General features: G+C 56.2%; 23 protein-coding genes. 3 read left to right on the top strand and 20 right to left on the bottom strand.

Translation table 11 applies throughout. The annotated features are described in order from the left end of the window. Nucleotides 1-680 precede the first annotated feature (680 nt). From sucD to sdhC, 8 genes are all read right to left on the bottom strand, one after another. Nucleotides 681-1553 carry a succinate--CoA ligase subunit alpha gene (gene sucD / locus ACNT1W_RS08395; RefSeq protein WP_012005705.1) on the bottom strand — a complete coding sequence of 291 codons (873 nt, stop codon included), beginning with the start codon at nt 1551-1553 and terminating at the stop codon, nt 681-683. Continuing rightward, entirely contained in the window at nt 1553-2719 is a 1167-nt protein-coding gene (gene sucC / locus ACNT1W_RS08390) for an ADP-forming succinate--CoA ligase subunit beta (protein ID WP_012005704.1), read from the bottom strand. Before sucC ends, sucD begins: the two co-directional genes overlap by 1 nt. Nucleotides 2720-2836: 117 nt before the next feature. After that, the gene (odhB, locus tag ACNT1W_RS08385; protein ID WP_012005703.1) at nt 2837-4051 is read right to left on the bottom strand and encodes a 2-oxoglutarate dehydrogenase complex dihydrolipoyllysine-residue succinyltransferase; all 1215 of its coding nucleotides are present in this window, start codon (nt 4049-4051) and stop codon (nt 2837-2839) included. An 11-nt stretch (nt 4052-4062) separates the two neighbouring features. Beyond that, nucleotides 4063-6876: a 2-oxoglutarate dehydrogenase E1 component gene (sucA, locus tag ACNT1W_RS08380; protein ID WP_012005702.1), complete on the bottom strand. Its 2814-nt coding sequence runs from the start codon at nt 6874-6876 to the stop codon at nt 4063-4065. A 276-nt stretch (nt 6877-7152) separates the two neighbouring features. Next, complete coding sequence (locus ACNT1W_RS08375; protein ID WP_012005701.1) at nt 7153-7869, bottom strand: succinate dehydrogenase iron-sulfur subunit; 717 nt, start codon at nt 7867-7869, stop codon at nt 7153-7155. A 16-nt stretch (nt 7870-7885) separates the two neighbouring features. Continuing rightward, nucleotides 7886-9652: a succinate dehydrogenase flavoprotein subunit gene (gene sdhA / locus ACNT1W_RS08370; protein WP_012005700.1), complete on the bottom strand. Its 1767-nt coding sequence runs from the start codon at nt 9650-9652 to the stop codon at nt 7886-7888. A 1-nt stretch (nt 9653) separates the two neighbouring features. Further along, nucleotides 9654-10001, bottom strand: coding sequence for a succinate dehydrogenase membrane anchor subunit (gene sdhD, locus ACNT1W_RS08365; RefSeq protein ID WP_012005699.1), 348 nt, complete (start codon nt 9999-10001; stop codon nt 9654-9656). Then, complete coding sequence (gene sdhC, locus ACNT1W_RS08360; RefSeq protein WP_004949747.1) at nt 9995-10384, bottom strand: succinate dehydrogenase cytochrome b556 subunit; 390 nt, start codon at nt 10382-10384, stop codon at nt 9995-9997. Before sdhC ends, sdhD begins: the two co-directional genes overlap by 7 nt. 733 nt (nt 10385-11117) lie before the next feature. Between sdhC and ACNT1W_RS08355 the strand changes: the two genes are divergently transcribed. After that, nucleotides 11118-12410 carry a citrate synthase gene (locus tag ACNT1W_RS08355; protein ID WP_012005698.1) on the top strand — a complete coding sequence of 431 codons (1293 nt, stop codon included), beginning with the start codon at nt 11118-11120 and terminating at the stop codon, nt 12408-12410. A 106-nt stretch (nt 12411-12516) separates the two neighbouring features. Here the strand turns inward: ACNT1W_RS08355 and nei are convergent, their stop codons facing one another. The 12 genes from nei to ACNT1W_RS08295 all read right to left on the bottom strand — a co-directional run bounded on the left by nei (nt 12517) and on the right by ACNT1W_RS08295 (nt 22801). Continuing rightward, nucleotides 12517-13308 (bottom strand): endonuclease VIII, encoded by a 792-nt coding sequence (gene nei, locus ACNT1W_RS08350; protein WP_419246630.1) that lies wholly within the window; start codon nt 13306-13308, stop codon nt 12517-12519. Between the two features lie 56 nt (nt 13309-13364). Further along, nucleotides 13365-14009 carry a pyroglutamyl-peptidase I gene (pcp, locus tag ACNT1W_RS08345; protein WP_419246629.1) on the bottom strand — a complete coding sequence of 215 codons (645 nt, stop codon included), beginning with the start codon at nt 14007-14009 and terminating at the stop codon, nt 13365-13367. A 9-nt stretch (nt 14010-14018) separates the two neighbouring features. Continuing rightward, a complete protein-coding gene (locus ACNT1W_RS08340; RefSeq protein ID WP_012005695.1) occupies nt 14019-15038 on the bottom strand; it encodes a DUF979 domain-containing protein in 1020 nt (339 codons plus the stop codon). Continuing rightward, complete coding sequence (locus tag ACNT1W_RS08335; protein WP_012005694.1) at nt 15035-15766, bottom strand: DUF969 domain-containing protein; 732 nt, start codon at nt 15764-15766, stop codon at nt 15035-15037. The genes ACNT1W_RS08340 and ACNT1W_RS08335 overlap by 4 nt, the downstream gene beginning before the upstream one ends. 60 nt (nt 15767-15826) lie before the next feature. Then, nucleotides 15827-16564, bottom strand: a complete 738-nt coding sequence (gene pxpA / locus ACNT1W_RS08330) for a 5-oxoprolinase subunit PxpA (RefSeq protein ID WP_012005693.1) — start codon at nt 16562-16564, stop codon at nt 15827-15829. After that, nucleotides 16554-17486, bottom strand: coding sequence for a 5-oxoprolinase subunit PxpC (gene pxpC, locus ACNT1W_RS08325; RefSeq protein WP_012005692.1), 933 nt, complete (start codon nt 17484-17486; stop codon nt 16554-16556). Before pxpC ends, pxpA begins: the two co-directional genes overlap by 11 nt. After that, complete coding sequence (pxpB, locus tag ACNT1W_RS08320; RefSeq protein ID WP_012005691.1) at nt 17480-18136, bottom strand: 5-oxoprolinase subunit PxpB; 657 nt, start codon at nt 18134-18136, stop codon at nt 17480-17482. Before pxpB ends, pxpC begins: the two co-directional genes overlap by 7 nt. A gap of 151 nt (nt 18137-18287) precedes the next feature. After that, a complete protein-coding gene (locus tag ACNT1W_RS08315; protein ID WP_012005690.1) occupies nt 18288-19031 on the bottom strand; it encodes a type 2 GTP cyclohydrolase I in 744 nt (247 codons plus the stop codon). A gap of 17 nt (nt 19032-19048) precedes the next feature. Then, nucleotides 19049-20029, bottom strand: coding sequence for an MBL fold metallo-hydrolase (locus ACNT1W_RS08310; protein ID WP_012005689.1), 981 nt, complete (start codon nt 20027-20029; stop codon nt 19049-19051). A gap of 22 nt (nt 20030-20051) precedes the next feature. Beyond that, nucleotides 20052-21482 (bottom strand): deoxyribodipyrimidine photo-lyase, encoded by a 1431-nt coding sequence (gene phrB / locus ACNT1W_RS08305; protein WP_419246628.1) that lies wholly within the window; start codon nt 21480-21482, stop codon nt 20052-20054. Between the two features lie 15 nt (nt 21483-21497). Continuing rightward, the gene (locus ACNT1W_RS08300) at nt 21498-22451 is read right to left on the bottom strand and encodes a YbgA family protein (RefSeq protein ID WP_419246627.1); all 954 of its coding nucleotides are present in this window, start codon (nt 22449-22451) and stop codon (nt 21498-21500) included. 143 nt (nt 22452-22594) lie between these two features. Beyond that, a complete protein-coding gene (locus ACNT1W_RS08295) occupies nt 22595-22801 on the bottom strand; it encodes a YbfA family protein (RefSeq protein ID WP_012005686.1) in 207 nt (68 codons plus the stop codon). Between the two features lie 444 nt (nt 22802-23245). Between ACNT1W_RS08295 and ACNT1W_RS08290 the strand changes: the two genes are divergently transcribed. Together ACNT1W_RS08290 and kdpA are read left to right on the top strand one after the other, a co-directional pair. Beyond that, nucleotides 23246-23335, top strand: a complete 90-nt coding sequence (locus ACNT1W_RS08290; RefSeq protein WP_004949718.1) for a K(+)-transporting ATPase subunit F — start codon at nt 23246-23248, stop codon at nt 23333-23335. Then, on the top strand, nt 23335-25023 hold the full coding sequence (kdpA, locus tag ACNT1W_RS08285; RefSeq protein WP_419246626.1) for a potassium-transporting ATPase subunit KdpA: 1689 nt from the start codon (nt 23335-23337) through the stop codon (nt 25021-25023). Before ACNT1W_RS08290 ends, kdpA begins: the two co-directional genes overlap by 1 nt. Nucleotide 25024 lies beyond the last annotated feature (1 nt).

Raw genomic sequence — 25024 nt, 5'->3', positions numbered from 1 at the left:
AACAAAAATTTGATCCAGCCTCTCCGCTTTCAACCATGCATTCGACGCGGGCCTGACTACTGGCCAGTGCACAAAACACACCACTGAAAACCGACAACGGGTAACAAATGCAACAAGATCAACCATCCATATTCAGCATGGATGATACTCGCCCAATCCCACACAATAAATAGGTTTTTACGTGATATGGGTTAGACTTTGGGTTACAGGTCAAATTTTCCCCCAAAGAGGTATTCAGGCGTAATTTGATCTGAAACAATTTAAGCCTATCCGGATTTTATTTCCAGATTCAGCTCACAATTTCTCATAATTATCTTGTGGTTATGTTACACAATGGTTTCGTAGTCTATGTAGGTACTTTTTGTGTTAAATAGATGTGATATTTAATGGCTGACTGTATTTAAATGAAGTCTTGAGTGTGAATGATGTTAACGTTTATTAACCTACCAATAGGACAAGCTTAGCTTATTTTTTTACTCTGATAATTATAGGCAATAAAAAGAATTATTATCGATAAAGCAGCGCTTAAATACGCCTGCCCCAGCCCCTTTCCCGCTTAATTGACGCCGCTAATCCCCACCACGACCACATTGATGCCCGGCCAGCCCTCCGACAGGCAAAAAAAAACAGGGCCAGACGCTTGGTCTGACCCTGCTTGAACACGGACTACCGCAGGTAAATTAGCGGTTCAGAACCGCTTTGACTGCCTCGCCGATGTCAGCCAGGCTGCGCACGGTTTTAACCCCTGCCGCTTCCAGCGCCGCAAACTTCTCGTCTGCAGTCCCTTTGCCGCCGGCAATGATGGCGCCGGCATGGCCCATACGTTTGCCTTTAGGCGCGGTAACACCCGCGATATAGCCAACCACTGGCTTGGTCACGTGCTCTTTGATATAGGCTGCCGCTTCTTCTTCAGCGCTACCGCCGATCTCACCGATCATGACGATCGCTTCAGTCTGCGGATCTTCCTGGAAAAGTTTCAGGATATCGATGAAGTTAGAGCCAGGGATCGGATCACCGCCGATACCCACACAGGTAGACTGGCCCAGACCGGTATCGGTAGTTTGTTTTACCGCTTCGTAGGTCAGGGTGCCAGAGCGGGAAACGATACCCACTTTACCCGGCAGGTGGATGTGGCCAGGCATGATGCCGATTTTGCACTCGCCCGGGGTGATAACACCTGGGCAGTTCGGGCCAATCATGCGCACGCCGGCTTCATCCAGCTTCACTTTCACGGTCAGCATATCCAGCGTCGGGATGCCTTCGGTGATGGTGATGATCAGTTTGATGCCTGCATCGATTGCTTCCAGAATGGAGTCTTTGCAGAACGGAGCCGGTACATAGATTACGGACGCGGTAGCGCCGGTCGCTTCTACGGCTTCACGCACGGTGTTGAACACCGGCAGGCCCAGGTGCTCGGTACCGCCTTTGCCCGGCGTTACGCCACCGACCATTTTGGTTCCGTAAGCGATAGCTTGCTCGGAGTGGAAAGTCCCCTGGCTACCGGTGAAGCCCTGGCAAATTACTTTGGTGTTTTTATCGATTAAAATGGACATTATTTGCTCCCCACTGCCGCAACAACTTGCTGAGCCGCATCAGTCAGGCTGGTCGCAGCAATGATATTCAGACCGCTGTCCGCCAGTTTCTTGGCGCCCAGCTCGGCGTTATTCCCTTCCAGACGCACCACCACCGGGACGTTAACGCCCACTTCGGCTACTGCGCCAATGATACCGTCAGCGATCAGATCGCAACGCACGATACCACCAAAAATGTTAACCAGAACCGCTTTCACCTTGTCATCAGACAGGATGATTTTGAAGGCTTCGGTCACGCGCTCTTTGGTGGCGCCGCCGCCCACATCGAGGAAGTTGGCCGGTTCGCCGCCGTGCAGTTTAACGATGTCCATGGTACCCATCGCCAGGCCTGCGCCGTTCACCATGCAACCGATGTTGCCATCGAGAGCAACATAGTTCAGCTCCCACTGTGCCGCACGGGATTCACGCTCATCTTCCTGAGAAAGGTCGCGCATTTCACGCAGCTCAGGCTGGCGGAACAGGGCGTTGCCGTCAGCGCCCAGTTTGCCGTCCAGACAGATCAGATCGCCCTGCTTGGTCACCACCAGCGGGTTGATCTCAACCATGGCCAGGTCACGTTCCAGGAACAAGGTCGCCAGACCCATGAAGATTTTGGCGAACTGGCCGACTTGCTTACCGGTCAGACCCAGTTTGAAAGCCAGTTCACGGCCCTGGTAAGGCTGTGGGCCTGCCAGTGGATCGATGGTCATTTTGTGGATCAGTTCCGGAGTTTCTTCCGCAACTTTCTCGATTTCAACGCCACCCTCGGTGGATGCCATGAACACCACGCGACGGCTGGCACGGTCAACAACCGCACCCAGATACAGTTCTTTATCGATGTCGGTCGCCGCTTCTACCAGGATCTGGTGAACCGGTTGGCCCAGTGCGTCAGTCTGGTAGGTCACCAGACGCTTGCCCAGCCAGGCTTCAGCGAAAGCACGGATGTCTTCCTTGCTGTTAACCACTTTAACGCCGCCAGCTTTACCGCGACCGCCAGCATGAACCTGACATTTAACCACCCACGGGCCGGAGCCGATTTTGGATGCGGCTTCTTCCGCTTCACGCGGTGTGGTACAGGCATAACCGGTTGGTGCCGGCATACCATACCGAGCAAACAGCTGTTTTGCCTGATATTCGTGTAAATTCATGATGTTCTATCCATTCAGTTCTGAAGGTTTTAGCCGAGCCATTTTGGCGGAAAACCGCATGACTTTAGTCGGCCACATAGCACAGAGTGTGGGCGCGGCGTACCGCGCCCATCAGGGTTATACGTCCAGCAGCAGACGAGCCGGATCTTCCAGCATCTCTTTAACCGTCACCAGGTAACCCACGGATTCTTTACCGTCGATCAGGCGATGGTCATAAGACAGTGCCAGATACATCATCGGCAGGATCACAACCTGGCCTTTGACCGCCATTGGGCGATCTTTAATGGCGTGCATGCCCAGGATGGCGCTCTGCGGTGGGTTGATGATCGGGGTAGACATCAGTGAACCGAATACGCCGCCGTTGGTAATGGTGAAGTTACCGCCGGTCAGCTCTTCCACAGTCAATTTGCCATCACGTCCCTTGACTGCCAGCTCTTTGATTTTCTTCTCGATGTCCGCCATGCTCATGCTGTCTACATCGCGCAGCACCGGGGTCACCAGGCCACGAGGAGTAGATACCGCAATGCTGATATCGAAATAGTTGTGGTACACCACGTCGGTGCCGTCGATAGAAGCGTTCACTTCCGGGAAGCGTTTCAGCGCTTCAACCACCGCCTTGATGTAGAAGGACATGAAGCCCAGACGTACACCGTGGCGTTTTTCGAAGGCTTCACCGTACTGCTTGCGCATGTCCATGATCGGCTGCATGTTGATTTCGTTGAAGGTCGTCAGCATCGCAGTGCTGTTCTTCGCTTCCAACAGGCGCTCGGCCACGCGCTTGCGCAGACGGGTCATAGGAACACGCTTCTCGCTGCGGCCGCTCAGAGCAGGCTGCGGAGCGGCTTCAACGGCGGCCGGCTTGTCGGCTTTCTTGCCGTTGGCTAGGTGCGCTTCCACGTCTTCGCGGGTGATTCGTCCACCCACGCCGCTGCCTTTGATGGCAGCTGCATCGAGGTCATGTTCGGCAATCAGGCGGCGGATAGCCGGGCTGAGTGCGTCGTTGCTCTCTTCTTCCAGGCTGGCGGTTGCGCGCTGGGCTGGAGTGGCTTCTTTAGCCTGGCTTTTTTCTTCGGTCGGCTTGCCAGAGCTGTCGCCCGGACGAATACGGCCAAGGATCTGGCGAGAAAGCACGGTTGCGCCCTCTTCTTCCACGATCGCATCCAGAATGCCTGCTTCGCTGGCCGGAACTTCCAGCACCACTTTGTCAGTTTCGATTTCAACCAGAACTTCGTCACGCTGGACGCTGTCACCTGGTTTCTTGTGCCAGGTGGCGACGGTCGCATCGGCAACCGATTCAGGAAGGTCAGGAACCAGAATATCTACGCTACTCATTTAGCTTTCCCTTAATCTTTAACAATATTCAGCGCGTCATTAACCAGAGCCTGTTGCTGCTTCTGGTGTACGGACATATAACCCACTGCCGGAGAGGCAGAGGCTGGACGTCCGGCGTAACGTAAAGAAGCCCCGAACGGCACCACTTCACGGAAGTTGTGTTGGCTGCAGTACCAGGCACCCTGGTTCAGCGGCTCTTCCTGACACCAGACGAAATCATGCACGTGAGCATACTTCTCCAGCACCGCCTGAAGGGCCTGATGCGGGAACGGGTACAGTTGCTCGATACGTACGATGGCCACGTCTTTCTGGTCGTTCTTGCGACGCTGTTCCAGCAGATCGTAATAGACCTTACCGGAGCACAGCACCACGCGTTTGACCGCCTTCGGATCCAGATCGTCAATTTCGCCAATCGCCGGCAGGAAGGTGCCGTTAGCCAGCTCATCCAGAGACGAAGTCGCCAGCGGGTGACGCAGCAGAGATTTCGGTGACATCACCACCAACGGACGGCGCATACCGCGCAGCGCCTGACGACGCAGCATGTGGTAAACCTGTGCCGGGGTAGACGGGATGCACACCTGCATATTCTGCTCGGCACACAGCTGCAGGTAACGTTCCAGACGCGCAGAGGAGTGCTCTGGACCCTGGCCTTCGTAACCGTGCGGCAGCAGCATCACCAGGCCACACATACGGCCCCATTTCTGCTCGCCGGAGCTGATGAACTGGTCGATCACCACCTGAGCGCCGTTGGCGAAGTCACCGAACTGCGCTTCCCAGATGGTCAGGGTGCGAGGTTCTGCGGTGGCATAGCCATATTCGAACGCCAGAACGGCTTCTTCAGACAGTACGGAGTCCCAAACTTTGAACTCGCCCTGCCCGCTGTGGACATTGGCCAGTGGCACGTAGACCGAACCGTTTTTCTGGTTGTGCACTACCGCATGACGGTGGAAGAAGGTACCGCGACCGGCATCTTCACCGGAAAGGCGGATTGGAATGCCTTCATCGACCAAAGTGGCATAAGCCAGCGTTTCCGCCGCGCCCCAGTCGAACGCCTTATTGCCTGCAGCCATCTCTGCGCGGTCACCGTAGATTTTCGCTACGCGTGACTGCATTTCAATAGCTTCCGGCGCGGTGCTGATGCGACGGGCCAGTTCCTGCAGGCGCTTCATTTCAACCTTGCTTGGGTACTCTTCGTCCCACTCGTGGTTGAGGTACGGCGACCAGGTAAAGGAGTGCAGGTTCATCGGACGCCATTCTTCAACCACGCAATCGCCGCGGTCGAGTGCATCACGGTACAGGTTGACCATTTCCGTGGCATCTTCCAGGCTGGCGACTTTTTGTTCGGTCAGCACGTCAGCATAAATCTTGCGCGGCGTTGGGTGTTTCTTGATCTTCTGGTACATCACCGGCTGGGTTGCACTTGGCTCATCGGCCTCGTTATGCCCGTGGCGACGGTAGCAGACCAGATCGATCATCACGTCACGTTTGAAGGTGTTACGGAAATCCAACGCCAGACGGGTAACAAAGGCCACCGCTTCTGGATCGTCAGCATTAACGTGGAAGATCGGCGACTGCACCATCTTGGCGATGTCAGTACAGTATTCGGTAGAACGCGCATCCAGCGGGTTGGAAGTGGTGAAACCAACCTGGTTGTTGATCACGATACGTACCGTGCCGCCCACTTCGTAACCGCGAGCCTGCGACATGTTCAGCGTTTCCTGAACCACGCCCTGGCCGGTAATGGCGGCGTCACCGTGGATGGTGATTGGCAGTACCATGTTGCTGCGCGCTTCGTCCAGACGGTCACGACGGGCACGTACAGAACCCATAACTACCGGGCTGACGATCTCCAGGTGCGACGGGTTAAACGCCAGCGCCAGGTGAACCATGCCGCCTTCGGTTTCTACGTCGGAGGAGAAGCCCTGGTGATATTTCACGTCACCGGTGCCGAGGTGTTCTTTATGCTTGCCGGCAAACTCGTCGAACAGGTCGGCAGGTTTTTTACCCAGCACGTTGATCAACACGTTCAGACGGCCGCGGTGGGCCATGCCCAACACCACTTCGCGCGTGCCGTTCTTACCGGCGTGGCGCACCATCTCTTTAAGCATTGGCACCAGCGCATCGCCACCTTCCAGCGAGAAGCGTTTTGCTCCTGGGAATTTGGCGCCGAGGTAGCGTTCCAGACCTTCCGCTGCGGTCAGCTCGTTCAGGAAACGGCGCTTCTCGTCATGGGTAAAGCTGGCGTGCCCCACTACCGATTCAATACGCTGTTGGATCCAGCGTTTCTCTTCGGTATTGGTGATGTGCATGTATTCCGCACCGATCGAACCGCAGTAGGTCTGCTTCAGCGCAGCGTACAGGTCGCCCAGCTTCATGGTTTCTTTGCCGATGGCGAAAGAACCCACGTTGAAGGTTTCCTGGAAGTCGGCTTCGGTCAGGTTGTGGTAGGCGGGTTCAAGGTCAGGAACTTGCTCACGCTGCCACAGACCGAGCGGATCGAGGTTGGCATGCTGATGTCCGCGGAAACGGAAGGCGTTAATCAGCTGCAGTACCTTGACCTGTTTGGCGTCGGTGTCTGGATCGTTGATGGTGGTGTTGTAACGCGCGGAGTCTTTCGCCAGGCGGCGGAAGTAGTCACGCGTTTGAGAGTGAAGCTGATCGGGTTTTACACCCGCGGTTGGTAGCTGTTGAAAAATGGAACGCCAGCTATCTTCAACGGAGCCCGGATCGGTTAAGAAGTCTTCATAGAGCTGTTCTATGTAAGACTGGTTCGCGCCCGCCAGATAGGAGGAATCCAGCCAGGCCTTCATTGCGCCGTTCTGCATCATGATCCCTTAAGCTTTGAAGCTTTAGTTTTCGCCGTGGTTAACATAATTACCGTGATGGATACGGTTTGCCGTAGAAACGGTTCACTCGACGTACTTTTAGCCAAAAGAAAGGCTCGGTACGTTCTGCTATGGACCTTGCGGTCCCTTACAAGGAACCTCTAAAAACCGGCGGGCGAACCAGGCTGCTTAGCGCCGCAGCCGCGGGTCAGTTTTTAGAGGCTCCCTCCTTTGTGATGTGCGCCGGAAACTGCCCGGCGCAGCATCTCATTCCATTTATGCGCCGCGTTGCAGCAGCATAGACTTGATATGACCGATTGCACGGGTCGGATTCAAGCCCTTAGGGCATACACTGACACAATTCATAATGCTATGGCAGCGGAAAACACTGAAAGCGTCGTCCAGATCGTCTAAACGTTCTTCCGTTTCCGTGTCACGGCTGTCAATCAGGAAGCGGTACGCCGCCAACAGGCCAGCCGGGCCGATAAACTTGTCAGGATTCCACCAGAATGACGGGCAAGAGGTCGAACAACAAGCGCATAAAATGCACTCGTACAGACCATCGAGCTTGGCACGCTCTTCCGGCGATTGCAGGTGCTCACGCGCCGGCGGGTTCTTGCCGTCGTTCTGCAGGAAGGGCTTGATCTTTTCATACTGGGTGTAGAACTGACCCATATCGACCACCAGATCGCGCACTACCGGCAAGCCTGGCAACGGACGGATCACAATCTTTTTATTGCCTTTGGTCAGCGACGACACCGGAGTGATACAGGCCAGGCCGTTTTTACCGTTCATGTTGATCCCATCGGAACCACAAACGCCTTCACGGCATGAACGACGGAACGACAGGCTTGGATCTTTTTCTTTCAGCTGGATCAACGCATCCAGCAACATCATGTCGCGACCTTCTTCCGCTTCCAGGCTGTAGTCCTGCATGTGCGGAGCATCGTCAACATCCGGATTGTAGCGATAAATTGAAAATTCGAGTTTCATCAATCGATCTCCGCAATTAGTAAGAACGCACTTTCGGCGGGAATGCCGGGCGCAGCTTCGGTTGCATGTTCACTTCACGACGCGTCATGCTTTCCGATTGCGGCTGATACAGCGAGTGACACAGCCAGTTGGCATCATCACGTTCCGGGAAGTCGAAGCGGCTATGCGCGCCACGGCTCTCGGTACGGAAGTTGGCCGACACGGCGGTGGAAAACGCGGTCTCCATCAGGTTATCCAACTCCAGGCATTCGATGCGCTGGGTGTTGAATTCGCTGGAGGTATCGTCCAGACGTGCGTTCTTCAGACGTTCACGGATCTCTTTCAGTTCTTCCAGCCCTTTCGCCATCGCATCACCTTCACGGAATACCGAGAAGTTGTGTTGCATACAGGCTTGCAGCGCCTTGCGGATTTCAACCGGATCTTCACCTGAACGGGTGTTGTTCCAGCGGTTCAGACGATCCAGCGACGCTTCTACATCGGATTCGCTCGCTTCACGGCTGGCGCCCTGCTCGAGGATAGATTCCTGCAGATGCATGCCGGCGGCACGACCGAACACCACCAGATCCAGCAGCGAGTTGCCGCCCAGACGGTTGGCGCCGTGCACCGATACGCAGGCAATTTCACCCACGGCGAACAGCCCCGGGATCACTACGTCTTCGCCTTTCTCATTCACGGTCAACGCCTGGCCGGTCACTTTGGTCGGAATACCGCCCATCATATAGTGGCAGGTTGGGATAACCGGGATAGGCTCTTTCACTGGGTCGACGTGCGCGAAGGTGCGCGACAGTTCCAGAATGCCCGGCAGGCGGGATTCCAGCACTTCTTTACCCAGGTGATCCAGCTTCAGCTTAACGTGCGGGCCCCACGGACCGTCACAGCCACGGCCTTCGCGGATTTCAATCATGATCGAACGGGCTACCACATCACGGCCCGCCAGGTCTTTGGCGTTCGGCGCATAGCGCTCCATGAAACGCTCACCGTGTTTGTTCAGCAGATAACCGCCTTCACCACGACAACCTTCGGTCACCAGAACCCCGGCACCGGCGATGCCGGTCGGGTGGAACTGCCACATTTCCATGTCCTGCACCGGCACGCCGGCACGCAGCGCCATGCCGACACCGTCACCGGTGTTGATATGGGCGTTGGTGGTGGACTGGTAAATACGGCCTGCACCGCCGGTCGCCAGCACGGTGGCTTTGGCTTTGAAGTAAACCACTTCACCGGTTTCAATGCAGATAGCCGTGGTGCCGACCACCGCGCCATCCTGGTTTTTCACCAGATCCAGCGCATACCACTCGGAGAAGATAGTGGTGTGATTTTTCAGGTTCTGTTGATACAGGGTGTGCAGCAGGGCGTGACCGGTACGGTCAGCCGCCGCAGCGGTACGTGCTGCCTGCTCGCCACCGAAATTCAGTGACTGGCCGCCGAATGGGCGCTGATAGATGCGGCCATCGTCGGTACGGGAGAACGGCAGCCCCATATGCTCCAGCTCCAGAACTGCTTCCGGGCCGGTTTTACACATATACTCAATGGCGTCCTGGTCACCGATATAATCGGAACCTTTCACCGTGTCATACATATGCCATTCCCAGTTATCTTCGTGGTTGTTACCCAGGGCTACGGTAATGCCGCCCTGTGCAGACACGGTATGGGAACGGGTCGGGAATACTTTGGACAGCAGGGCACAAGAAGAACCCGCTTGAGAAATTTGCAGTGCCGCGCGCATACCTGCGCCGCCTGCACCGATAACTACAGCATCAAACTCTCTGACCGGCAGTTTCATCTTACGCACCCCACACTACGATTGTTCCGTACAGTAAATAGACCAGCAACACGACAACGATCGCCAGTTGCAACACCAGACGTACCGCTACCGGCTTGACGTAATCCGTCAGCACCTGCCACAACCCGATCCAGGCATGAGCCAGAATCGACAGCAGCGTCAGCAGCGTGAACACTTTCGTAATAGAAGTGGCGAAGAAGCCGCGCCAGATTTCGTAGGTGAGATCCGGAGCCGTGACAAAGAAGCCCAGGATATACAGAACATACAGGGTGATGACGATAGCGGAAGCACGCAGTAACAACCAATCGTGTACGCCGTTGCGTCCTAATGCAGAAACATTGTTTACCATACGAGGACTCCAGCCAGAACTGACAGCACGACGGTCAGACCGATTGCCACTTGGGCAGAACGGGTACCGGCGGCTAAACTCTCTTCGATATAGCCAAAATCCATTAACAAATGGCGAATGCCACCGCAAATGTGATAGGCCAGCGCAGTGAGGATGCCCCAGAATATGAATTTGACAACGAAGCTATTCATGATGGCAGCAGCCTGCATGAAACCCTCTTGGGAAGAGAGTGACAGGCCCAGCAGCCAGAGGAGGATACCCACGGCAACGAAGGTAATTACGCCAGAGACTCGGTGTAAGATGGACGCTATCGCAGTTACGGGAAACTGAATCGTTTGCAGATCCAGGTTGACAGGTCTTTGTTTTTTCACGTTTTTGCCCACACAGCTCTTATTATTTTCCTTCCTCCGGCCTGGGCGGGGATCAGACAGCGTTAAGAGCCAAAACCCTCACACGTCACGCGCTCAAACAACAACATCCTCTGTGCTTAAACGGCGCGTAGTTATAACGCTGGGTGCTCCTACTTCAGGGTATCCCGGAGACCTGGCGGCAGTATAGGAGGATCACATTCTGATTACAATTCCCATACAATCCCTTTGGTAACATTTCCCCCGAACAGTGATTTAGATCACGGATTTCACAATTAGCATAAAATTAATTATCTGATTTGACAAGAGATCAACAATTCCATTACATATAGGGGCACAAACGGCCCTATGATGCGCAATAGGTCAGCAGATACACTTCCCCCGATGTTCAGGATATGCAACAGTGTATTTGAAAGAACCTATCCCAATGGCGGTTTTTGCCGGTCACGTTTGCAGCCCATCACCGCAGACTAGAACAAATAAGGCATATAAAACAGTTTATTGGGATAGGTTCAACCACCCCCGAACACGTCGTAGGTAAGATTAACAGAACATAACGAATTCCGATGAATCGTTAACAACTGGTCACCCACCTCGTTCGCCTGGTTAGCACTCTGTACCCTACCCGCGCATTTGCGCAGTCGCTCACAGAGTTAGCGTCCGCTCCATTTTTTGCGGGCAACCTGAGGAGAATTAAGGTATTTCAGTTGTTAGAGGTTTTTAAAATAAGGCGCAAAGGAGACTGTAAATGACTGATAAGAAAGCGACGCTAACCATTAACGATGGTGAAGCTCCAATCGAACTGGGCGTATTAACCCCGACACTGGGCCCCGATGTCCTTGATGTCCGCGCCCTGGGCTCCAAAGGTTATTTCACGTTTGATCCCGGCTTTACCTCTACCGCTTCCTGCGAATCCAAAATCACTTTTATCGACGGTGACAAAGGCGTATTGCTGCACCGCGGCTTCCCGATCGAACAGCTGGCGAAAGAGTCTTCCTATCTGGAAGTGTGCTACATCCTGCTGTACGGCGAAACGCCGACCGCAGAAGAGTTCGAGACCTTCAAAACCACCGTAACCCGTCACACCATGATCCACGATCAGATCACCCATCTGTTCCGTGGCTTCCGTCGTGACTCACACCCAATGGCGGTGCTGTGCGGCGTGACCGGCGCCCTGGCTGCGTTCTACCACGATGCACTGGACGTCAACAACGAGCGTCACCGCGAGATCACCGCGTTCCGCCTGCTGTCCAAAATGCCTACCGTGGCGGCCATGTGTTACAAATATTCACTGGGTCAGCCGTTCGTTTATCCACGCAACGATCTGTCCTATGCCGGTAACTTCCTGCATATGATGTTCGCCACCCCGTGCGAAGAATACGTGGTGAACCCGGTGCTGGAACGCGCAATGGATCGCATCCTGATCCTGCACGCCGATCACGAGCAAAATGCTTCCACTTCTACCGTACGTACCGCAGGTTCTTCAGGCGCTAACCCGTTTGCCTGTATCGCTGCCGGTATCGCTTCACTGTGGGGGCCGGCACACGGCGGCGCCAACGAAGCCGCACTGAAGATGCTGGAAGAGATCAAAACCGTTGAGCACATTCCTGAGTTCATCAAGCGTGCCAAGGACAAGAACGACTCGTTCCGTCTGATGGGCTTCGGCCACCGCGTGTACAAGAACTACGACCCACGCGCCACCGTGATGCGCGAAACCTGTCACGAAGTGCTGAAAGAACTGAACAAGAAGGACGACAACCTGTTGCAAGTGGCGATGGAGCTGGAACACATCGCGCTGAACGACCCGTACTTCATCGAGAAGAAACTGTACCCGAACGTCGACTTCTATTCAGGCATTATCCTGAAGGCGATGGGGATCCCTTCTTCCATGTTCACCGTTATCTTTGCCATCGCCCGTACCATTGGCTGGATTGCACACTGGAACGAAATGCATGACGAAGGCATCAAGATTGCCCGTCCGCGTCAGTTGTACACCGGCTATGCCGAGCGTGACTTCAAGTCCCAAGTGAAAAACAAATAACGCCGCTTTACCCTACGTATTGCAGCAAGACGCCGCCCCCCAGGACGGCGTTTTTTTTGCCCTCTCCCTGGGGAGAGGGTCGGGGTGAGGGGAAACATTGAATAACCTATTTCTGGCAACCTGGGCACCAATAAAAGGGCCTTGAAGACAGCGTCGTGCGTTCGATCATCGCACCACAACGCTCGCAAGGTTCACCACTGCGGTGGAACACCTTAAAGCTGAACAACGCGCCATGATGGCGGTTCTCATCCACCTGCCCACGCGTCTGATAAGACAAGCGCGGTACCGCCAACAACGCCTCCACCAAGCGCTGCAAGGTTTCCGGCGCCAGATCCTGTGGCTTATGCTGGGGGGCCAGCTCTGCCTGCCAGAGGATCTCGGCCCGCAGGTAGTTGCCCAACCCGGCGAGAAACGCCTGATCGAGCAACATGCCGCCCAGTTGCCTGCGGCGAAACGCCGGTGACAGCAGCCGTTGCTCCACCGCGACCACCGTTAACGTCATATCCAGCACGTCGGGGCCGATACGTTGCAAGAACGGATGCTGCTCAATTTCCTCGCGCGGCCCGACGGTAATCTCCGAGGCGCTGTACAGCAAAATCGCCCGATCTGCCGTTTCCAGCCGCACGCGCAGATCCCGTTTGGTTTCCGGCGTCTCCCCTGCTTTAACCACTTTCCACACGCCATACAACTGGTTATGGCTATATAGCGTCAGACCATTGGAAAAATGGGTCAGCAGTGCCTTACCCCGTGGTTCAATAGCGATAATACGCTCGCCGATTAACCGGTCGCGGTAATGTTTAAGCTGGGGAAAGGCAAAACCGACTTCGGTCAGCGGCTGGTCGATCACCGCCGCCGCCAGTGCATCCGCCGCCCGGCGAATTTCCGGTCCTTCCGGCATATGAAAACTCCTGAATGGACCCCGGTGCAGCAGGCCGCACCGGGGAATAACTGCGATTAATGCGTCGCGCCACCGACTACTTTCAGGTCGTGTTCAACCTGTAACGCAATAGAAATGGCCAGTTCCAGGGCGAACAATACCGTGGTCGCCGCCATACTCGGTGCGCCAGGGTGTGCGGCAGCCTGTTCAGGCAGATAAGGAATATGAATAAACCCGCCCTTGATTGCCTGCTGGCTGTTTAAACGGTGCAACAGACCGTACATCACATGGTTGCAGACGTAGGTACCGGCCGTTTGCGATACCGAGGCGGGAATACCCGCTTCGCGCATCGAGTCGACCATCGCCTTGATCGGCAGCGTGCTGAAATAGGCCTCCGGGCCGCTTTTAACGATAGGTTCGTCGATCGGTTGCTGCCCCTGATTATCGGGGATACGGGCATCATCGACGTTGATCGCCACCCGTTCGATGGTGATATCGGTACGTCCTCCGGCCTGGCCGATCGCCAACACCATCACCGGCTGCACTTCATCAATCGCCGCATTCAGGGCTTCCAGCGACGCGCCAAAAACACAAGGCAGTTGGCGCGCAATAATGCGCGCACCGGCCAGTTCCATATCATTAAGTTGCTTTACCACTTCCCACGAAGGATTAACGCGTTCGCCGCCAAAGGGCTCAAAGCCCGTGATCAATACCTTTTGCATGCGTTCTCCTTACAGGAACATCAGGAAATAAAGCAGGAATACGTTGACCAACAGCAGCAGCACCCCGGTCGGGATCTGCGCCTTGATCACCGCATTCTTGTCCGGCAATTCCAGCAACGCCGCCGGTACAATATTAAAGTTAGCAGCCATTGGCGTCATCAGCGTGCCGCAATAGCCGGAAAACATGCCGATGGCCGCCATTACCGCCGGATTACCGCCGTGCTGCAACACCAGGATCGGGATACCGATACCGGCGGTGACGATAGGGAAAGCCGCAAAGGCGTTGCCCATAATCATGGTCAACAACGCCATGCCGATGGCATAAACCGCCACCGCGATAAAGCGGTTATCGACCGCCAGATACTCCTGGGTCAGATGAGAAATGGCCGTACCGACACCGGCAGTGGTAAACAGCAGGCCCAGCGTGGCGAGGATTTGCGGCAAAATAAACGCCCAGCCGATAGAGTCCAGCAGCCGACGCGCTTCCTGGACCGGCTGTAGCGCTTTTTCGTGGGTCATTTTCACCGCGATAACCAGGCCAAGCAAACAGCCGACGGTCATCGAGAACAGGGTAATCAGGGTGGCGTGGTTACCGCTGCCGAAGACCGCGGTTTGCAGCGCCGGAATATTATTGAACAACAGCACGCCAACCACCGTTACCACCGGGATCGCCAGCGCCGGAATAAACAGCCGGTTGCCCAGGCGTTTGGCGCTCTCTTCACGCTGCTGTGGGGTACGTTGGTGATAGCTGCCCAGACGTACGCCGCCGAAACCGGCGATCAACGCCATGATCACCACCACCACACCGACGATGATATGCAGCATGCGTTTCTCATTGCTACCCTCACCCAGCACGTCGCCCAACAGGCTATAGGTCCAGTCACCGACCAGGAAAATCAGGCCGTACAGCGCCCAGAACAGACCCGTGGTGACGCGGCGCGGGTTGGCGCGATCGCGGAAAGACATCACCGCCACGATCAACAGCACCACGCCCGCCAGCCAGTAGAGATATTGTTGTTGGAAAGTCATTGGGCATCTCCTTTGGCCTGCAGCGCCGCCTGGTTGAGCTGCGAAAGTTCGGCACTGAGCTGTTTATCCATCCGGTAAAGCCGGAATGCATGGATCAGGAAGGCAAAGATGGCGGTAGGAATGCCCCACAAGGCGATATGCAGCGGTTCGGTCTGGATGCCGCCGGATTCCAGCATAAAGTTGTGCATGAAGATGATCGCGCCGAAGGCGACAAAAATATCTTCGCCAAAGAACAACCCAACGTTATCCGTGGCGGCAGACATCGCCCGCAGGCGGTGGCGCGTACGCTCCGGCAGCTCGCCGTAACGGTTTTCCGCTGCCCCTTCGGCCATCGGTGCCAACAGTGGGCGCACCATTTGCGGATGCCCCCCCAGGCTGGTCAGCCCCATGGCAGCGGTAATTTCCCGCACGAACAGATAGACGATCAGCAAGCGGCCGGCGGTGGCACTTTTGATCTTGGCGATCCACGCCTGCGCACGCTCTTTTAGCCCGTGACGTTCCAGCAGACCTATTACTGCCAATGGCAGCAGCAGGATCAGCGGCAGGTTACGGGTATTGAGGAAGCCTTCACCCAATTTTTCCAGGATCGTATCCAGCGGCATCAGCGCTGCCAGCCCGGTGATAATGCCGGCGGCAATCACCACCAGCACAGGGTTAAAGCGTAAAACAAATCCAACCACGATGGCGGCGATGCCAATCAGTGGCCATAAGTTAACGGCCTGTTCCATAGTATTCCCTCGGTAATTTCTAATAGTTTTTGTTGTGTTGTGTGTTGTGTATGTACTGCCTTATTGAGCGCTGACGCTGATGCCTTCCACGGCAAAACGTTCGCGCAGCGTGCGCGCATATTCCAGCGCATGTTCACCGTCGCCGTGCAGGCAGACGGTTTCGGCCTGAACGGCGGCCCAGGTGCCGCTCAGGGTACGAACCCGATGATGACGCACCATTTCCAGCGTTTGCGCCAGTGCCAGTTCGTCGCTGGTAATCAGCGCCCCCGGCTGACCACGCGGTACCAATGTGCCGTCGGCCTGGTAGCCGCGATCGGCGAACACTTCCTGCCGCGTTACCAATCCTTGCTCTTCACCGGCGCGGATCAGCTCACTGCCCGCCAGCCCCACCAGCCGCAGCGTCGGATCAACCGCTTTAACTGCCCTGGCAATAGCCTGCGCCAGTTCCGGCTCCACAGCCGCCTGGTTGTACAGCATGCCGTGCGGCTTGACGTGGACCATCACCCCGCCTTCGGCACGGGCGATCGCGGCCAATGCACCCAGTTGATATACCACCTGGGCATAGACCGTTTCCGCTGGTAGCTGCATACGGGTACGGCCAAAGTTCTCGCGATCGGGAAAACTCGGGTGCGCACCAATAGCTACGCCGTACTGCAGTGCCCAACGCACCGATTGCCGCATAGTTTGCGCATCCCCGGCGTGGAAACCGCAGGCAATATTGGCCGAGCTGACCAGTTGCAGCAGCGCCTGATCGTTGGCGCAGCCCTCGCCGAGATCGGCATTTAAATCAACGATCATCTAACCCCCAGGCAATCTGTTGGATAAAGTGCTCCTGCTCGACCCTGGCGCGTTGCGCCTCGGCCAAAGTACAGGGAACAAAGTGGATGGCCTCGCCCAGACGGATCTGCGCCAAATGGTAGAGATCGGCCTCGATCACGCAGGCAATACGCGGGTAACCGCCGGTCGTCTGTGCATCGGCCATCAGCACAATCGGCTGACCGTTATGCGGTACCTGCACCACCCCCGGTAACAGGCCGTGCGATAACATTTCGCGGTCAGTGGTGCGGTTTAACGCATGGCTGCCGTGCAGGCGATAACCCATGCGGTTACTCTGCGGGCTCAGTTGCCAGGCGGTGCGCCAGAAAGCCTCTTTCGCCTCTTCGCTGAATTCATCATATTCCGGCCCCGGTAACGCACGGATGCGGTTGTTGAACAGCGGTTGCTTCACACCAAAACTCTGCTTTGGCAATGAATGACTTTGCCCCAGCGGCAGGCTGTCGCCATCCCGCAGATTACGCCCTTCCAGCCCACCAAAAGCGGCTTTGTTATCGGTGCTGCGCGAGCCGAGCATTTCCGCTACCGCGATGCCGCCACTGATCGCCAGATAGGTGCGCATGCCGCGTTTTGGCGTTTTCAGTATCAGCTGTTGGCCGGCATTCACCGGATAGCGCCAGCCGGTCCACAGCGGTTTGCCATCGAGTTGCGCATCGCAGCCGGCACCGGTCAGAGCGATCCAACCTGACTGAGTAAATTCGGCGCTAAATTGCCCGAGAGTGATTTCCAGCCCGGCGGCGTTGGCAGCATTGCCCACCAGCAGGTTGGCGATCCTCAGGGCAGGTTCGTCAAGCGCCCCACTCTGACTAACGCCCAGACGACGGAAACCGTTACGGCCCAGATCCTGCACCGTAGTGTAAATGCCCGCACGCAGGATCTTCAGCATACGCCCTCCTTCTGCGGCACAAACCGTACGCTATCACCGGGGCGCAGCAAGGTTGGCGGCATTTCATAGGGATTAAACAGCGCCAAAGGAGTACGGCCAATCAACTGCCAGCCACCGGGGGTGACCAGCGGATAAATCCCGGTCTGGCTGCCGCCGATGCCAACGGAGCCTGCCGCCACCGACAAGCGCGGTTCAGCGCGGCGCGGCGTCGCCAACTTTTCCGGCATGCCGCCCATGTAAGAAAAACCGGGCTGAAAACCGAGGAAATAGACTACGTAGGCCGCCGAGGAGTGGCATTCCACAACCTGCTGCGGCGTCATGCCGGTGTGGCGTGCCACTTCATCCAGGTCGGGGCCGTCCTGACCCCCATAGATCACCGGAATATCCACCTGGCGCGATTCCGGCACCAGGATTTCCTTGCTGTCCCAGCCCTGTTGCAACAGCGTCAGCATTTGTTCTGCGTCGGCCTGCGGCGTATGCAGCAGCAACGTAAGATTGTTCATGCCCGGTATCACTTCACGCACATCGGGATGATGATTCAGTTTTTCGGCCAGCGCCCAGATCCGCTGCTGGCTCGGCAGCGTCACCGGTGGCGACAGCTCAAGCACTACCGCTCTTTCACCTAATAGGTAACATCGTGCTCGTTGCACCCTTTTCTCCTTATTATTATCGCGATGAAAACACAACAGTTATGCGCGACGACGCTCTGGCTGTCAATAGAACAACCTTTGAGAAAATAAGGGATTAGGCTATTAAAAGGATTCAGCCACGGTAAAAACCGGGCTGGATCCTGGGGGATAATCAGGCGGGATTGGGGATGTCAATAAAGGTCACGTCAAAGCCATGCTGTTGGGTCAGCCATTCACCGAGCGCCTTAACGCCACCGCGCTCAGTGGCATGGTGCCCGGCGGCAAAGAAGTGAATACCCATTTCGCGCGCGCTGTGAATGGTTTGCTCAGAAACTTCACCGCTGATAAAGGCATCAACGCCAAAGCGTGCGGCGCTGTCAATAAAGCCCTGACCGCCGCCGGTACACCAGGCTACACGGCGGATATGCGCCGGTGCGTTATCGCCGCAGTGCAACACCGCACGGCCCAGACGGCTCTCGATGCGCTGTTGCAGTTCAATACCGGTCAATGGCTGCTCGAATTCGCCGTGAGGCACCAGCGGCTCCACTTCGCCAATCACCCGGATCCCGAGCAAATGAGCCAACTGCGCGTTGTTACCCAGCACCGGATGCGCGTCCAGCGGCAGATGATAAGCGTACAGGTTGATATCATTACTCAGCAGCGTTTTCAGCCGGTTGCGCTTCATGCCACGCACCGAAGGCGCTTCGTTTTTCCAGAAATAGCCGTGATGCACCACAATGGCGTCCGCCTGATGTGCCACTGCCGCATCCAGCAGCGCCTGACAGGCGGTCACGCCGGTGACGATACGCTGCACGTGCGCTCGCCCTTCCACCTGCAGGCCATTCGGCCCGTAATCCTGAAACGCGGCGGTGTTCAGTTCTGTGTTGATCAACTGTTCCAGATCGAGGTTACGCATAGAGTTCTCTCTTTAATTCAAAATGTCTGCCGGTCGCCCTGTTCCATCAGGATATATTTTACGCCCAGGCTGTTACCCTGTTCCAACTGCTGTTTGATGGTCGCGCGCACGTCTTCGCCCTGCTTCAGGCTGGGCTTGATATGGCTGATCACCACCGGGAAATCTTTCAGCGAGCCTTCGCCGCCGCTGTACTGAGTCAGATTCTTCAACTCTTTTTGCAGCCACGCCGGTGTCAGGTGGCCATACAGGTTTTTATCTTCCACCTCATTGGGATAGGAGGTTTCGATAATCATCCCTTTCAACTTTTTCTGCTCAATCAACGGCCCCAGCGCACGCCAGGCGCTATCGAGATTGCGCGACTGCTCAAGTGCGTCCGCTCCGGTATCACCAAAATAGGCGAAAGAGCCGCTGCGATCGGACACCAGCAACATCGAAGAAGGGTAGCGGTCATGACTGAGCGGATACATCACGCCACTCAAACCTGTCATGCCCAGAGTCACGCGCTGCTGTGGCCGTACCGTTTGTAATCGGTAAGTCCCCAGTCGCGAACCGTTGCCGGAATCAGTGAAGTTAGGCCAGGCCTTCCAGTTAAAATAATGATTACGCAGGGTCAAAATGGTATCGACCTGGGCATAGATATTCTTTTTACTGTCTTCCGGCGAACCGATAATCAGCCCGGCCACGTGGTCCAGATGACCATGGCTGATAAAGTAAGCGCCGATTAACTGGCGGAAGATATAGCCCTGCGGGGTATAAGGCGCAGCCAGTTCAGGGGTGACCTGCGGGAAACTGCCCTTTTCCAGCCCCTTGGCGATGCCCGGTAGCAGTGAGCCGGCATCCAGCGCCAGATACTGCGTCTGATTGTCGCTGCGGATCAGGTAGGAGGTCAGATTGCCGCCCCCCACGCCGCCGTCCACGCCCAGCGCCACCACGTCAAAGCCGGCCTGCGCCAGGGCGCAATAGCCGCTCAGGCACAGGGCCAGCACCTTTTTCATCATTATTTCGCTCCTTGCTGTTGCCTTAATATTCCCCGCGCTTCGCCGCTTCAAAGGCCGCCAGCGTCTCCAGCCGCGCCTGTTTGTGGTCGACGATCGGCAGCGGATAATCCAGCACGCGCTGCTGTTGTTCTGCCCAGCGATGGGGTTGATGGATAGCATTGTCCGGTACATCCGCCAGCTCGGGCAACCATTTACGGATAAAAGTGCCTTGCGGATCAAAACGTTCGCCCTGAGTGGTCGGATTAAAAATGCGGAAGTACGGCGCAGCGTCGGTGCCGGTTGAGGCCGCCCACTGCCAGCCGCCATTATTGGCCGCCAGATCGCCATCCAATAACTGTGACATGAAATAGCTTTCACCGGCACGCCAGTCGATCAACAAGTCTTTCACCAGAAAGCTGGCGCTGATCATGCGTAATCGGTTGTGCATCCAGCCGGTGGTATTCAATTGGCGCATGGCTGCATCGACAATCGGATAACCGGTCACGCCCTGCTGCCAGGCCTGCAACAGTTCTTGGTTATCCTGCCAGCGTACCCTATCCGTCCATTCGATAAAGGGACGGTGCTTGCATAACGCGGGATAGGCCACCATCAAATGCCGATAAAACTCGCGCCAGATCAGCTCATTGAGCCAGCCGAAGGCACCGCTGTCATGATTCTCCAGCAGTTGCGGACATTCAGCTCGCAGGCGGTTAAAACATTGGCGCGGCGACAACACGCCAATTGCCAGATAAGGCGACAGGCTGCTGGTCCCGGCAATGGCGGGCAAATCCCGCTGCTCGAGGTAATCCTGCACCTGCTCACGGCAAAAGCTGCGTAGCCGCTGTAGCGCCGCTTCTTCCCCGGCGGGGAAATCCTCGTTCGGCTCTGCCGGCGGATAATCAAATGCCTCTGGGATAGCGGTTACCGGTAATGCGCCGCCTGCCCGTGGTTTTGGCGCAGGCAAGGATTGAATGTCGGATTCAGTCAGACGCTGGATAAAGGCTTTACGAAATGGCGTGTAGATTTTGTACATTTCGCCGCTACCGGTCTGCACACTACCCGGCGGTAACAGCAGGCTGTCATCAAAACTCTGGCAAATCGCCTGCCCGGACAAACGCTGTTCCAGCCGTTGGTCGCGCTGGCGCTCATTGATTTCATACTGGCGATTGTAAAACAGCCTATCCACCCGCTGCTGCGCGCAATACGCCGTCAGCCAGTCAACCGCGGCGGAAAAATCATCACACTGGTGATAGCCAAGCGGAATGCCGCGTTCGGCAAGAGCCTGCTGCACCTGCAGCAGGTTGGCATGGATAAATGCAGCCTGACGGGGGGCCATTTCGTGCTGTCGCCATTGTTGCGGGGTGGCGATAAACACCGCCAGCACGCGGGCGTCGGGATCGCTGCAAGCGGCATGCAACGCTTTGTTGTCGGTAATACGCAGATCGTTACGCAACCAGACCAGATGCGTGGTCATAAAACTCCTTGTCAATTAATGGCCATAACGCAGGCGCAACGCCTCGGGATAGGGCTCGAAATAACGCTGATCGGCCAGATAGCGATCGGGGTATTCGGCCATGTAATGTTTGAGCAGAGTAATCGGCGCCAGCAGCGGCTGCACGCCCTGCCGATAGCGGTCGATCAACTGCGCCAGTTCCTGACGCTGCGCGGAACTCAGGTGACTGCGAAAATAACCCTGTACGTGCATCAGCACGTTGGTATGGTTGCGGCGCGTCGCCTTGTGCGCCAACAGTCTCATCAGACGGCTGCGGTATTCAATGGCGAACGCCTCCAGCGACTCCCATTTATCCACATCAGCCACAAAGCGCCCCAGTTCGCGGTATTCCGGCTGTGAGTGCGCCAGCAGCGACAGCTTATAACGGCTGTGGAAGGCGATCAGCCCACCACGAGTCAGCCCCTTGCGCCACAGCATGTTCAACTCATACAAGGCATAAACGCGTTCGGCAAAGTTTTCCCGCAGCGTTGCGTCATTCAGGCGTCCGTCTTCTTCCACCGGCAGCCAGGGCATTTGGCGCTGCAGTTCGGCGGTGAACAACCCGACGCCGCTTTTACGCGCGCCTGCACCGCCCTCATCATACAGCCGCACCCGTTCCATGCCGCAGCTTGGCGAATTAGCGCAGACAATGTAGCCGCACAGATGCTGCAAAGCAGCAATACGCTGGGTGGAAAACTGCTGCATCTGGTCGGTCACATCGATGCTGTCGTCATTGCTGTAACGCAGCGCGACATGATGTTGTTTTTTGATCAACCGCAGCGCCGGGCGCGGGGTCGACAGGCCGATCGCCATTTCCGGGCAAATCGCCTCAAACCGCACATAGGGCGCCAGTTGTTCCACCGCGAAGGCCAGCCGTTTATGGCCGCCGTCAAAACGCACCTTTTCACCCAGCAGGCAGGCGCTGATCCCGACCGGAATTTTGTCACTCATCATGGGCTCCCGCAGCGTTGGATGATGTTAAAAGTGTAGAGGAATTTCCCTCTCAGGACGAACCTTACCAACACAATGACCGAACCGCGCCCATAAAAAAACCCCCGCTGCGAAGCGAGGGTTTCAGGGGACAACGGCGGCAATCAGTAAAAATCGCAGGCCGCCAGTTCCGCCTGCTGCAGCCAGACCGGTTTATCGCTGGTTTTTGACCAGACGCGGTGCAAATAGCTGTAAAAACGAGCACGGTCACTGCGGAAAAGCATTACCGGTAAAGCCAACACACCTGCCAGGATCACTGCGCTGCGACGCAGGAGAATCCGATGCAATGAATAAGCTGGGTAGATAGACATGCGAACCTCCTTAAAAACGCCCGGCCGTTGATTTGTCTTGCAAACAGCACTGGCGTAAACCATTAAAACGGGATGATTTGGTAACTGGACAAAATTTTAGCGCAATTGATGAAAGTTTACTACTCATCCGACCACTAAACTGGTCAAAAAATCGCAATTAAATGCGTCATCACGTAATTTTGTTACACACAAGTTAATAATTAACTAACCATTGGTTACATTGTGGTTATTTACACCCTGTTTACGCAAACCTTCATCTTCACGCCCCCAAACAGGAGTCCAACTGCGCTACGCACCCCAAAATCGAGGCTAAAAAGCCATTTTCTGCTGTAATTTCAGCCATTTTTATACTTTTTTTACACCGGCCAGCGCTATTTTTTCATCTTCTTTCTACCGCCCTCCCTACACTCGCTCTATCAAAAACTACACCTCTGGAGGTGTCCTGTGAGTATCAGCGTTATTGGTGGTGCGCTGTTGGTCCTGCTGCTGTTGGGCTATCTGGTTTATGCCCTGTTCAATGCGGAGGATTTCTGATGGCAGCTTCAGCCTTTTTATTGATTGCCAGCTTTATGCTGGTGCTTTTGCTGCTGGCCCGGCCGTTAGGCAGTTTCCTGGCGCGCCTGATCGAAGGTGAACCTTTACCCGCGCTGCGTCGGGTGGAGGCCGCCGTCTGGCGTTGCTGTGGCAATACCACCGCTGAAATGAACTGGTGGCAGTACGCGCTGGCAATCTTGTGGTTCAACCTGCTCGGCCTGGCGCTGCTGTTTGCGCTGCTGATGACGCAAGGCTCGTTGCCGCTAAACCCGCAGGGTTTCCCCGGCCTGTCATGGGATCTGGCGTTCAATACTGCCGTCAGCTTTGTCACCAACACCAACTGGCAGGCCTACAGCGGTGAAAGCACCCTCAGCTACCTCAGCCAGATGGCCGGGCTGGCAGTGCAGAACTTCCTGTCTGCCGCTACCGGTATCGCCGTGGCCTTTGCGTTGATTCGCGCCTTCACCCGCCGTTCCAGCGCCACCATTGGTAATGCCTGGCTCGACATGTTCCGTATAACGCTGTACGTGTTGCTGCCGATCTCGCTGCTGATCGCGCTGTTCTTCGTCAGCCAGGGCACGTTGCAAAACTTCCTGCCTTACCTGCATATCAGCACGCTGGAAGGCGCGCAGCAGACGCTGCCAATGGGGCCGGTTGCCTCTCAGGAAGCGATCAAGATGCTCGGCACCAACGGCGGCGGCTTCTTCGGCGTCAACTCGGCTCATCCGTTCGAAAACCCGACCGTACTGACCAACTTTGTGCAGATGTTGGCGATCTTCCTGATCCCTTGTGCGCTGTGCTTTTCCTTCGGCCAGGTGGCCGGTGAGAACCGTCAGGGCCATGCGCTGATCTGGGCGATGTCACTGATCTTCGTGGTGGCCGTCGTAGTGGTGATGTACGCCGAGCTGGCGGGTAACCCGCATCTGAGCGAATTGGGCAGTGCCAGCAACATCAATATGGAAGGCAAGGAATCGCGCTTTGGCATTCTCGCCACCAGCATGTTCTCGGTGGTCACCACCGCAGCGTCCTGTGGGGCCGTCAATGCCATGCATGACTCCTTCACCGCGCTGGGCGGCATGGTGCCCATGTGGCTGATGCAGATTGGTGAAGTGGTGTTCGGCGGCGTAGGTTCCGGCCTGTACGGCATGCTGCTGTTCGTGCTGCTGACGGTGTTTATCGCCGGGTTGATGATTGGGCGTACCCCGGAATATCTGGGCAAAAAAATCGACGTCTATGACATGAAAATGACCGCGCTGGCGATCCTGGTCACGCCGACCCTGGTGTTGCTGGGCAGCGCACTGGCCATCTCTACCGACGTAGGCCGCGCCGGCATTCTTAACCCGGGTGCGCACGGTTTCAGCGAAGTGCTGTATGCCCTGTCCTCCGCCGCCAATAACAACGGCAGCGCCTTTGGTGGGCTGAGCGTCAACACGCCGTTCTACAACCTGCTGTTGGCCTTTGCCATGTTCGTCGGCCGCTTCGGGGTGATCCTGCCGGTGCTGGCAATTGCCGGTTCGCTGTGCGCCAAGAAACGCCAGCCTGCGGGTAACGGGACCTTGCCAACCTACGGGCCGTTGTTTATCGGCCTGCTGGTCGGCACCGTGCTGCTGGTGGGCGCATTAACCTTCGTGCCTGCGCTGGCGCTGGGACCGGTGGCTGAGCATTTGCAACTTTGGCTGACCAAATAAT

It is taken from the genome of Serratia sp. NFX21, from assembly GCF_048517035.1.
Taxonomy (GTDB): Bacteria; Pseudomonadota; Gammaproteobacteria; order Enterobacterales; family Enterobacteriaceae; genus Serratia; species Serratia quinivorans.
This window is presented reverse-complemented; position numbering and strand designations above follow the sequence as displayed.

Coding starts and splice junctions, on each gene's coding strand:
- sucD (WP_012005705.1), bottom strand. CDS start 1,553: ATGTCCATTTTAATCGATAAAAACACCAAAGTAATTTGCCAGGGCTTC.
- sucC (WP_012005704.1), bottom strand. CDS start 2,719: ATGAATTTACACGAATATCAGGCAAAACAGCTGTTTGCTCGGTATGGT.
- odhB (WP_012005703.1), bottom strand. CDS start 4,051: ATGAGTAGCGTAGATATTCTGGTTCCTGACCTTCCTGAATCGGTTGCC.
- sucA (WP_012005702.1), bottom strand. CDS start 6,876: ATGCAGAACGGCGCAATGAAGGCCTGGCTGGATTCCTCCTATCTGGCG.
- ACNT1W_RS08375 (WP_012005701.1), bottom strand. CDS start 7,869: ATGAAACTCGAATTTTCAATTTATCGCTACAATCCGGATGTTGACGAT.
- sdhA (WP_012005700.1), bottom strand. CDS start 9,652: ATGAAACTGCCGGTCAGAGAGTTTGATGCTGTAGTTATCGGTGCAGGC.
- sdhD (WP_012005699.1), bottom strand. CDS start 10,001: ATGGTAAACAATGTTTCTGCATTAGGACGCAACGGCGTACACGATTGG.
- ACNT1W_RS08355 (WP_012005698.1), top strand. CDS start 11,118: ATGACTGATAAGAAAGCGACGCTAACCATTAACGATGGTGAAGCTCCA.
- nei (WP_419246630.1), bottom strand. CDS start 13,308: ATGCCGGAAGGACCGGAAATTCGCCGGGCGGCGGATGCACTGGCGGCG.
- pcp (WP_419246629.1), bottom strand. CDS start 14,009: ATGCAAAAGGTATTGATCACGGGCTTTGAGCCCTTTGGCGGCGAACGC.
- ACNT1W_RS08340 (WP_012005695.1), bottom strand. CDS start 15,038: ATGACTTTCCAACAACAATATCTCTACTGGCTGGCGGGCGTGGTGCTG.
- ACNT1W_RS08335 (WP_012005694.1), bottom strand. CDS start 15,766: ATGGAACAGGCCGTTAACTTATGGCCACTGATTGGCATCGCCGCCATC.
- pxpA (WP_012005693.1), bottom strand. CDS start 16,564: ATGATCGTTGATTTAAATGCCGATCTCGGCGAGGGCTGCGCCAACGAT.
- pxpC (WP_012005692.1), bottom strand. CDS start 17,486: ATGCTGAAGATCCTGCGTGCGGGCATTTACACTACGGTGCAGGATCTG.
- ACNT1W_RS08315 (WP_012005690.1), bottom strand. CDS start 19,031: ATGCGTAACCTCGATCTGGAACAGTTGATCAACACAGAACTGAACACC.
- ACNT1W_RS08310 (WP_012005689.1), bottom strand. CDS start 20,029: ATGATGAAAAAGGTGCTGGCCCTGTGCCTGAGCGGCTATTGCGCCCTG.
- phrB (WP_419246628.1), bottom strand. CDS start 21,482: ATGACCACGCATCTGGTCTGGTTGCGTAACGATCTGCGTATTACCGAC.
- ACNT1W_RS08300 (WP_419246627.1), bottom strand. CDS start 22,451: ATGAGTGACAAAATTCCGGTCGGGATCAGCGCCTGCCTGCTGGGTGAA.
- ACNT1W_RS08295 (WP_012005686.1), bottom strand. CDS start 22,801: ATGTCTATCTACCCAGCTTATTCATTGCATCGGATTCTCCTGCGTCGC.
- kdpA (WP_419246626.1), top strand. CDS start 23,335: ATGGCAGCTTCAGCCTTTTTATTGATTGCCAGCTTTATGCTGGTGCTT.